General features: G+C 54.0%; 11 protein-coding genes. All 11 read right to left on the bottom strand.

The annotated features are described in order from the left end of the window. Positions 1-640: DUF3417 domain-containing protein (locus tag NTW95_02625; protein ID MCX6556315.1), on the bottom strand; the 640-nt coding region annotated here is incomplete at its 3' end. A 52-nt stretch (positions 641-692) separates the two neighbouring features. Then, positions 693-1,040 (bottom strand): hypothetical protein, encoded by a 348-nt coding sequence (locus tag NTW95_02620; GenBank protein ID MCX6556314.1) that lies wholly within the window; start codon positions 1,038-1,040, stop codon positions 693-695. After that, positions 1,033-1,806, bottom strand: coding sequence for a hypothetical protein (locus tag NTW95_02615; protein ID MCX6556313.1), 774 nt, complete (start codon positions 1,804-1,806; stop codon positions 1,033-1,035). Before NTW95_02615 ends, NTW95_02620 begins: the two co-directional genes overlap by 8 nt. A 127-nt stretch (positions 1,807-1,933) precedes the next feature. Further along, positions 1,934-2,455, bottom strand: a complete 522-nt coding sequence (locus NTW95_02610; protein ID MCX6556312.1) for an Ig-like domain-containing protein — start codon at positions 2,453-2,455, stop codon at positions 1,934-1,936. 12 nt (positions 2,456-2,467) lie between these two features. Beyond that, positions 2,468-3,079 (bottom strand): hypothetical protein, encoded by a 612-nt coding sequence (locus tag NTW95_02605; GenBank protein MCX6556311.1) that lies wholly within the window; start codon positions 3,077-3,079, stop codon positions 2,468-2,470. 12 nt (positions 3,080-3,091) lie between these two features. Next, positions 3,092-5,449: a type IV pilus secretin PilQ gene (gene pilQ, locus NTW95_02600; protein MCX6556310.1), complete on the bottom strand. Its 2,358-nt coding sequence runs from the start codon at positions 5,447-5,449 to the stop codon at positions 3,092-3,094. After that, positions 5,424-5,915, bottom strand: a complete 492-nt coding sequence (locus tag NTW95_02595; protein ID MCX6556309.1) for a hypothetical protein — start codon at positions 5,913-5,915, stop codon at positions 5,424-5,426. The genes pilQ and NTW95_02595 overlap by 26 nt, the downstream gene beginning before the upstream one ends. Then, positions 5,916-6,548 carry a type 4a pilus biogenesis protein PilO gene (gene pilO, locus NTW95_02590; GenBank protein MCX6556308.1) on the bottom strand — a complete coding sequence of 211 codons (633 nt, stop codon included), beginning with the start codon at positions 6,546-6,548 and terminating at the stop codon, positions 5,916-5,918. It abuts the gene before it with no gap. A gap of 1 nt (position 6,549) precedes the next feature. Continuing rightward, positions 6,550-7,149, bottom strand: coding sequence for a PilN domain-containing protein (locus NTW95_02585; GenBank protein ID MCX6556307.1), 600 nt, complete (start codon positions 7,147-7,149; stop codon positions 6,550-6,552). After that, positions 7,146-8,228: a type IV pilus assembly protein PilM gene (gene pilM / locus NTW95_02580; protein MCX6556306.1), complete on the bottom strand. Its 1,083-nt coding sequence runs from the start codon at positions 8,226-8,228 to the stop codon at positions 7,146-7,148. The genes NTW95_02585 and pilM overlap by 4 nt, the downstream gene beginning before the upstream one ends. Before the next feature lie 264 nt (positions 8,229-8,492). Further along, positions 8,493-9,099: ACP S-malonyltransferase (locus NTW95_02575; GenBank protein ID MCX6556305.1), on the bottom strand; the 607-nt coding region annotated here is incomplete at its 5' end.

Here is a 9,099-nt window from a genome sequence, read left to right as displayed (position 1 = left end):
CGAGCAAGTAAATGTTCACTCTGCCTACTTGAATCTGCCAGACTTTGACCGCAACCTGGCGGCCGGGAAAATCAAGCACGATTTCCTGGGCTTGGCCATCGGCACGTTTCACTTCCTGGACCTGCATATTGTGAAAATCGTTGATCTGGTAAAAATCCTGCTGCCAGCCGTCCATGTTCAGGTACTGCTGAAAGTAGCCCAGCTGGTAAAGCAGGCCGACGCCGCGGAAATTGAGGTTCAAATCGCTGGCGGCCTTGACGTGATCGCCGGAAAGGATGCCGAGCCCCCCGGAATAAATGGGCAGCGTGTCGCTCAGACCGTATTCGGCGGAGAAGTAGGCGATGCTGACCTGCTGCATATGGTTGACGCTGTGCGGCAGGTGCAGGTAGCCTTCCAGCTGTTCATGGACCCGTTGCACTTCGCTTAAAAAACCTTCGTCGCCGGCAAGTTCATCCAGCTTTTCCTGGCTGATCTCCCCCAGCATGCGGATCGGGTTATGCTGGTTTTTTTCCCACAGATCGCTGTCGAGGGTGATGAACAGCTTGATGGCCTCGGGATTCCAGGTCAACCACAGGTTGTTGGCGATGGTCAGCAACGGTTTCAACTTTTCCGGCAAATCAGGAATGACTTTGAATTTCATGAAATTGTTCATCGGTCAACGCTCCCGTCAGATGGCGAATCCAAACTCCCCATCACAGCAGGGACAAGATCTGGTTTTTTTTCAAGTTCAAAAAGAATTTCAATTTTCCCGTGATCTGGTTCTTGTTTGAAACGAGCAGCAGGAAGTAGCCGGCGTTCAGCGAATAGACAAAAATCTTGAATTGCCCGGAAATGTACTCGATGCAAATGTCGGCGCCGCTCACTTCCAGGTGATCCAGCTTGGAGAGCACATCGGCCAGTTCGGCGCCGAGCAGGTCCATGTCGATGCCGGAAGGCAGGTAGGTCGCTTTCTCCAATTCAAGACCGTCCCGCCCCCAGATCCCGATCAGGTAGGTTTCGGGATTCCGCTGGTGAATCTCGTTGAATATCGCTTCAAACAAGTTGGCTTCCCCTTTTTTTGATCAACTCCAGGAAATACTGCAATCTTTCTATGATCTGGCTGTTTTTGTCATGGCGCTGCAGCAGCAAAATAGCCTTGATCTTTAAAAAATACTCGGCCTGGCCCGATTTTTCAAAAAGTTTCTTGTAAATGGCCAGCGATTCACGGTAAAGGCCCTGCTTGAAATAGAGTTCGGCTGCACTTTCCGTCTCATAATTCAACTCTGGCTTGGGTTCAGCCGACGGTTTTTCACCCATGGGCAACACAGGTTCGGCCGGTTCGTCAAACGTGATCACCGGCGGCGCGTCCGCGGCGGATGCGGCCGCGGCGGCGGCGGGCTTGGTGTCATCGACGCGCACCTCGACTTTCGTATCGGCCAGCTTTTCGGAGACGCTGGCCTCCAACCGGCTCTGGATCTGCTTGACCCGTTCCAGGGCGACAGGGTTGAATGAATCCAGGAAGAGCAGCTTCTTGTAATACACCATGCTCTCGGGATGCTTTTGCATTTCGAAATTCAGGTCGGCCAGTTCCTTGAGCACCATGATGTTATCGCCGAACATGGCATGCATTTCATGAAGCAGGTGCAGGGCTTCCGCGTTGTTTTTAACCGCGCGCAGGAACCGGCACTTGAGGAAGCGCAATTGAAAGGAGGCGGGGAACTGCTTGAGCACCACGTCGACCTGGGCCAAGCCGGCAGCGAATTTGTTCTGCTGGAACAGCTCTTCCAGCTGCGCCAACTGCTCTCTTTCATTCTGAAAAGTGGCCAATTTCACCTCGTTCTTACTGCGAACCGGTCATAGCTTATATAACACATCAACCGGGAGAACGCAACCAACGACCTGGCGAGCCGCTCGCGCAGGTTTCCGGAAACAGCGCTTAAAACCTTACCCCGGGCTACTTCGTTGTTTCGCCCGCCGCTGTGCCGGCCCGGTACATGGTCAGGGAGATAAAATCCTGGGGAATATTGCCTAGGTAATTTGTCTCAGAAGTCTTGTAAGCGCGGCCGTTGATAACCAGCAAGGCGTGTATCCACATTTCCTCGGAATAATATTGTGTCGGCCAATAAAAAGTCAGCCTAATCTCGCCGTTGGCATCGGTGCCTTTTTGATAGACCGACTGGTTGTTCGGAAAATAGCCCCAGCTGAGTTGCGTATGCGAAGCTGTGTCGGACAACTGCTCGAAAAATACCGTTTCATTGGGAAGAGGATTGCCCTGGGAATCGGTGACTTTCACATAGATCTCGCTGGTATGGATCCGGCCGTCGATGAGCAGCAGCGCCGGCGTGACCGAGCCCTCGACCAGGATATGGAAGCCGGCTGGGCTGTTCCAGCCCGGGTCGTCGAGGCTGGTGCGCTGGCATGACGGGGTCAGCAGAACCAGGCAGGCCATGAGTGCGAATAAAAATGTTTTTTTCATGTTGGTTGTCTCCTACTTCGCGGTACTGCCCGTGCCCGTTTTTTTGACGTCGGGGAAATTACCGCACCAGACAGTGATATAACCCGTGACTGGCGCCACCCGGTGCCCGCCCAGATCCTTGCCATGGATGGTCACCACCGCCACCAGCTCCAGAAAGAACTCCTGGCTTTGATCGCGCAGGGCTAAAAGCGGGGCTTCAAGTTTGGCTACATGGCGGATCAGGACAAAAGGAATCTTTACCGAAGCGGCTAATGAGACCAGCATGCTGACCGGCTGAGTGAAGTGGTAAGGCACGTCGACCCCCTCGATGTTGCGGCCGTCGGTGCGCCTGAACTCGACGTCGATCTGGTCGACCATGACACTCATGTACGAGGTAATCTCGGTATCCGGCAGGAAGGGATCGAGGGGAGCGGCCTTGACTTCGGCGCTGCCGTTGTCGTTGATGATGCTGCCGTTGAATATCACATCGGAAAAGACCGTGGTCGAACCCTCTTTGCCCTCGAGGTCCTTGCCGGTCAGGGAGACGATCTCGAGCATGGAACCCGACGTGCTGTCGTTTTCCACGGCGTTGCATGCGGCCATGACCAGCGCCACTATGATCAAGCCGACGATTTTTAATTTCATGCTTCCCTCCTCTTATTTTATAATGCGCGGGGTGATGAAAATGATCAGCTCTTGCTGCGACCCCGACTTGCGGTTATTGCGGAACAACGCCCCCAGCAAGGGGATTTTGCTCAAAATGGGCACGCCGTCATTGCTGGTTGACTGGGTGGTCTTGTAAAGGCCGCCGATGACGATGGTGCCGCCGTCGTTGACCATGACCGTGGTTTTCGCCGTTTCGGTGACGATGGTCGGTATGCCCTGGACCTGCTTGTCAAAATTGGCCACGTCGTTCTTGATGTCGATAAGCATGATCACCGAGCCGCGGGCGGTGATCTGCGGGGTCACCTTCATCTCCAGGGCGGCGTTGATGTATTGGGTGGTGACGGTGTTGTTCTGGATGGTCTGGATGGGGATTTTTTCACCCTGGGTGATCTCGGCCGGCATGTTGTTCTGGGTGGTGGCCCGCGGCGACGAGATGAGCCGGCCCTTGCCCTTGCGGGTAATGGCGGACAGGGCCAGGTCGAGATTGAAGGTGCCGGTGATGTTGCCCAGCGAAATCTTCGGGGAAAACACGCTGTCGGCCGTCGGCACATTGATGACGTAGCCGCTAGGGTTCGTTTTGCCTTCGACCACGCCGCTGCTTTTGATGGAGTTTGGGAAAACCAGATTGGTTTGGTTGCCGTAGGCGGCGCTGGCGATGGCGTTATAGCCCCACTGGATGCCGAAGGTATCGAGCGAGCTGGCCGAAGCCTCGACGATGCGCGCTTCGATCTGGACTTGCGGGTTGGCGGCATCGAGGGTATCGATCAGGGAATCGATGATCTTGATCTTGTCCGGCACCTCGGAAATGATCAGGGTGTTGGTGCGCTCGTCGACGATCAGTTCGCCGCGCGGGCTCATTTGCTTCTTGAGGATCGGCATCAGCTCGGAAGCCCTGGCATAGCTCAAGGTGCGGGTGGATACTTCCAGGTTGCCTTCCTCGAGACGCGCTTCCCGTAGGGACTGGCGCAGCTTGGACTCGGCGGCCAGCTTGTCCACCTTGCCGATGCGCAGGATGTTGCCTTCCTGGATCATGTCCAGGCCGTTGACTTTCAATATCAGCTCCAACGCCTGGTCCCAGGGGACCTGGATCAGCTCGCAGGTGAAGCGCCCTGTAACGTCGGGATCGATCACCATGTTCAATCCCGATATCTTGGCGATGAATTTCAGCAGATTGCTGATGTCGGCGTTTTTAAAGGAAAAATCATAGGAATCGCCGGAGTATTGCGCCTTGCCTCCGCCGACGGTCTTTTTCTCGAAGCTGCTTTCCAGCTGCGGCACTTCCTGGGCGCTGGGTACGGCTTCCTTGGTCATGGGCTCGACGTCGGCCTTGGATTTTTCCGGGCCGAAGAATTCCTGGGCCTGCACGGCCGGCTTTTCAGCCGCGGCCAGCGATGCTGGCAGCGTCTGCGACGGCAGCGGCTTGAGGTCGACGGCGACCGGGGTCACCTTCAATGCGGGCGATTCGGGCTGGCTCTCGGGGGAAGTTTTCTGCTCCAGGACCAGCGCCGGCACCTGGGCGTCTTCGGCCGGTTCATCGAAGAACTCCACCTGCAGCAGGTTGTCCTTGGTTTGCACGGAAAAGTGCTTCAGGTAATCGAGGTCAAAGACGATGCGGTAAACGGCGGCGGAGTTGTTGCAGCCGCGAATGCCCTTGACATTCCTGATATTGACGGTTTTACTGATCTGCTTGGATTGGGCGTTTTGCAGGTCGATGGCCAGGCGCACCGGCTGCTGTTCAATCGGAATGACGCGATAATCGGTCTTGGCCGTTAGGACGAAATCGAAGCGAACCCGGTCCTGTCCGCGGCCGGCCAGTTTGACTTCCTGGATCCGTACCGGCTTGGAGGGGTCGGCCATGGCCGGCTTGGCCTTTGGCTGGGGCGGCAGAGGATTGGCCGCGACTTTCTCCGTGGCCGCGGGCGCGGTGACGGTTTTTTCCGGACGCGAGGCCAGTTCCTTGATCACGGGGAATTCGATGTACAAACCGGTCTGGTTGGTGAAAACCCGGTAATTGACCTCGCCCTTCAGCCTGATCTCGACATCGGAAAAATCGCCGTTGCTCTTGATGTTCAAATCCTGAATCACCGGGGAGTCAAAGGTGAGAAAACGCTCATCCACCTTGAAATCGACGTCCTTGATGCGCATGATCAGGCGGTTCAAGTTGTCTTTTTGTGGATAGAAGATGTCGGGGATCGGCAGTATTTTGTCGGTTTGCATGTGCAATTGGACAAAATCCTCACCAGGGAAATATTCTATTTTGCTGATCGTCACCCGGGCATTGAGTAAAAAGCTGGAAAGTAAAACAAAAGTTATCAACAGAAAATTACTTTTCGCTGTCGCTTTTTTCATTTTCTTTCGTTTCCTCCTCTTCAGGATTTAAGGTTTTAATTATAATTCTATCCTTCTGCCCACCCAGGGCTACGGTCAGGCTTTTTTTGAAACTGACGGAATTTCTGTCCATGGCGATCACCTCGCCGTCATAGACTTTGTCCCCTATTCCGACCATGTACGGCCTGGTATCGGGACCCTTCAAGAGCGCCCGGAAAACGCCATTGGCGGAGACGATTCCCTCGAGTTCCAGTTCATCGATCATCAACCCGGCGATGCCCTCAATGGCTTCGCGATTTTCCTTGACGCTTTTTCCCTGCAGCAGGTTCCAGAACGGATCCCGGCGACCTTCCGGGTTGTAGCTGAACTCCCCGGGCATGATGGCGTTTTCCACCGTTTCATCGGTCGTCTGATCTTTCGGGACGGGGACCTCCTGGCCGGCCAGGAAAAATGAAAACAAAAAAATGATGATGAACAAGGGTTTCATTTAAATTTCTCCTTGGGCTCCGGAGTCGGGCTTGACGGCGGCGCGTACCGGGGCCTTCTTGGCGGCGGGTTTGCGCGCGGCGCTTTCATTGTAGATGTAGGTCGTGGCTATAAAATTGGCTCTAATGGTGTAGTCGTAGCTCAGGCTGTTGAGCGGGGAGATGCGAAGGCCGTCGATGGTGAATATTTTTTTCAAGCGCGCGACCTGGTCGAAAAACAAGCCCAGGTTGTGGTAGTTGCCCTCCAGGCTGATGGCGATCGGCCATTCCAGATAGAGGTCGCGCTTGCTTTCGTTGCTGAAGGTAAACGACGATGTCTTCAGGCGCGCGTTGGAGGCAATGGCTTGGATCTTGCGCAGGATCTGGCTCACTTCCTGCTTTTCGGGGAGGATGCCCTTGAGCTCCTCCAGGATCGCTTCGTTGTTCGCCTTCTCATCTTCGAGCTTTTTCAGCTTGCTTTCATTTTTTTCAGCCTTGCGAATCTCTTCCTGAAGCTTTTCACTCTGGGCGACGATCGTGGCGATCTCCTCCTGAGTGGGCGAATAGATGATAAAATAAAAAATACCGAACAGGACGACGCCCACGACCAGGAAGACCAGTAACTGTCCGTACCAAGGCAAATTTTGAATATCCATCTTAAACCACCTTATTGGCTTCGGGCTGGCGGACGAAAACGCATTCCACCTTGAAGATGAAAATATCGATGCCGGTTTCTTTGCTTCGCGTCGACGACCTCAGCTTGACGTTGATGAATGAGTTGGAAGTCTGCAAGTTGTTGATCAGGTCGGCGATCAGGTTGTTGGAGAGCGCCTTGCCGCTGAGCGCCAGAGCCCCGCCCTTAAACGTCAGATCGGTCAGCCAGACCCAGTCGGGCAGGCAGCGGGAAAGCTTGTCCATCATGAAAACCGCGTCTTTCTGTTTGAACTTGAGATCGTTGATGATTTTGATCTTGCGGTCCAATTCCAGCTTGGTGGACTCAAGTTCGGCCAGCTTCTGCAGGACCTTTTCGAGCTCCGCCTTTCTGAGCGTGCGCTCCTGCAGGAGTTTTTTTTCAGAACTGAGGCTGCTGGTTTGCAGGACGTAGAGCAGGCCAATGGTGCCGACCGTGATGGCAATGGCGCCAATCAGGGCGGGCATGTTTAATTTGCTTTCCCTGGATTCATCAATCACGCTGACGGTGGTCCCGCCCGCAGCCACCTCTTTCTTTTCAGGCCTCAGTAAATTGATTTTGATCATTTAGAATCCCCCAGGGCCCTCAGGGCCAGGCCGACGGCGATGGTGTACACCGGGGCCATGTCCTTGATGAAATTTAGATCGAATTTCTTGTAGTTTATGTCGATATTGTTGAAGGGATTCACCACTTCGACCGGGATATCGAATTCCTGGGAGAAAAAATCGGTGATCGCTTCCAGGTTAGCGCTGCCGCCGCTGAGCATGATGTTGTCGATCCGGCCCTCGGTGGTGTTGGAACGGTAAAACTCAAACGTTTTTTTGATCTCGTTGCGCAGATCATTCAACACGATGTTGATGATCGGTTTGACCGCGGCGCTGGAAATGCCTTCTACGGTCCGGCCCTTCTTGACCGATTCGGCTTTCTCATACTTGAGGTTGAGTTCCTTTTGCAGCAGGTCGGTGAACTGGTTGCCGCCAAAAGCGATATCCCTGACGAAAGCGGGATGGCCGGCCTTGGAAATGATCACATTGGTGATGGAGGAACCGATGTTGATGATGGCCAGCACCTTGTCGCGGTAGAGCTCGTAATTGAGCAGGACGCTGTTCAAGGCGGCAAACGAGTCGAGGTCGACGATGTCGGCGTTCTTGCTGGCGCTGGTGATGACATTCAGGTAATCGTTCAATTTTTCCTTTCTAACCGCGGCCAGGATGACCGCCACCCGGTCGGGTGGAAGGTCGGTGGATTCGATGATCTCATAGTCAATGTTGACCTCATCGGGAGTGAAAGGGATATGCGGCCGGGCTTCCCAAAGGATGTGCTCGTGCATTTCATCGGGATTCAGCCTCTGCACCTCGATACGCTTGACAATGACCGAACTTCCGGAGACATTGAAGGCGATGCGACTGCTTTTGGCCTTGCTGTCGTAGAAAATATGCTGAATGGCTTCGGCCACCGCCATCGAATCCATGATGCTGCCCTCGACGATGGACTGATAGGGGACCGGTTCGTAGCCGATGGAAACAAGTTCGTAACGAGTTTCGCTCCCTTTTTTCTTTGATTTTAACTCAACCAGCTTCAGGGCGAATGAACCTATATCAAGTCCGACTATGGATTTGGATTTGGTCAAACTGATTAAAGACATTTCGCTCTCCAATGGTATGTAATTTTCATACTGCTAAATTTTTAACATATTGAAAATCGAATGTCAAGTTTATTTTTGTTTTTTTTATAGATTTATCGGCGCTATGGAAACGCTGACACCCCGAACAGCTAAAACTGACTTGATTAACGAGTTTTTTTTTCTTAAGAATGGCTATAATTAAAGATTTTTTTGATTTGGATTTTTTAGGCTGTTTTTAGGGCAATTTATGCTCCTCAGCGTCTGCCCAGGCCGCTGACGGGGTTTTCAACCGTTTTTTTTCAAGTCGGCCATATTTTCAATGGTTACGATTTGCACGTCCCGCTGCCGGTCCCTGGCGGCCCGTTTCATCAACCCGGCCAGCACCTTGCCCGTGCCGATCTCGACGAAATGATCCAGGCCCGATTCGTTGAGCATCGCTTCCATGGACGCCTGCCATAAGACCGGACGCGAGACCTGCTTTTTCAATCCGGCCCGGGCTTCATCGGCCCGAACGACCGCGGCCGCCTGCCAATTGTTGATGACCGGGAAGCGCAAATCAGAAAATTTCACACTGTCCAGGTCAAGAGCCAGTTTCTCCTCGGCCGGAAGCATCAGTTCCGAATGGAAAGGGGCCGAAACCGGGAGAAAAACGGTTTTTACCGCCAGGCGCCGCGCCGCCTCCTCAACCGCATTCTTTTCACCGGAGATGACGATCTGGGTGGCGCTGTTCCAATTGGCCAGGTTGACCACCCGCCTCACCCCTTCGGGTTCGGCGGGCAGGCCCGCGAGCTCTTCGTTCACCATGGCAATCGTCTGGCGGACAATTTCAATGTCAGCCCCGATCAGGGCCGCCATGGCGCCTTTGCCGGCCGGAACCGCTTCCTGCATGTAC

The organism is Candidatus Aminicenantes bacterium, assembly GCA_026393795.1.
Lineage (GTDB): Bacteria > Acidobacteriota > Aminicenantia > UBA2199 > UBA2199 > UBA2199.
This window is presented reverse-complemented; position numbering and strand designations above follow the sequence as displayed.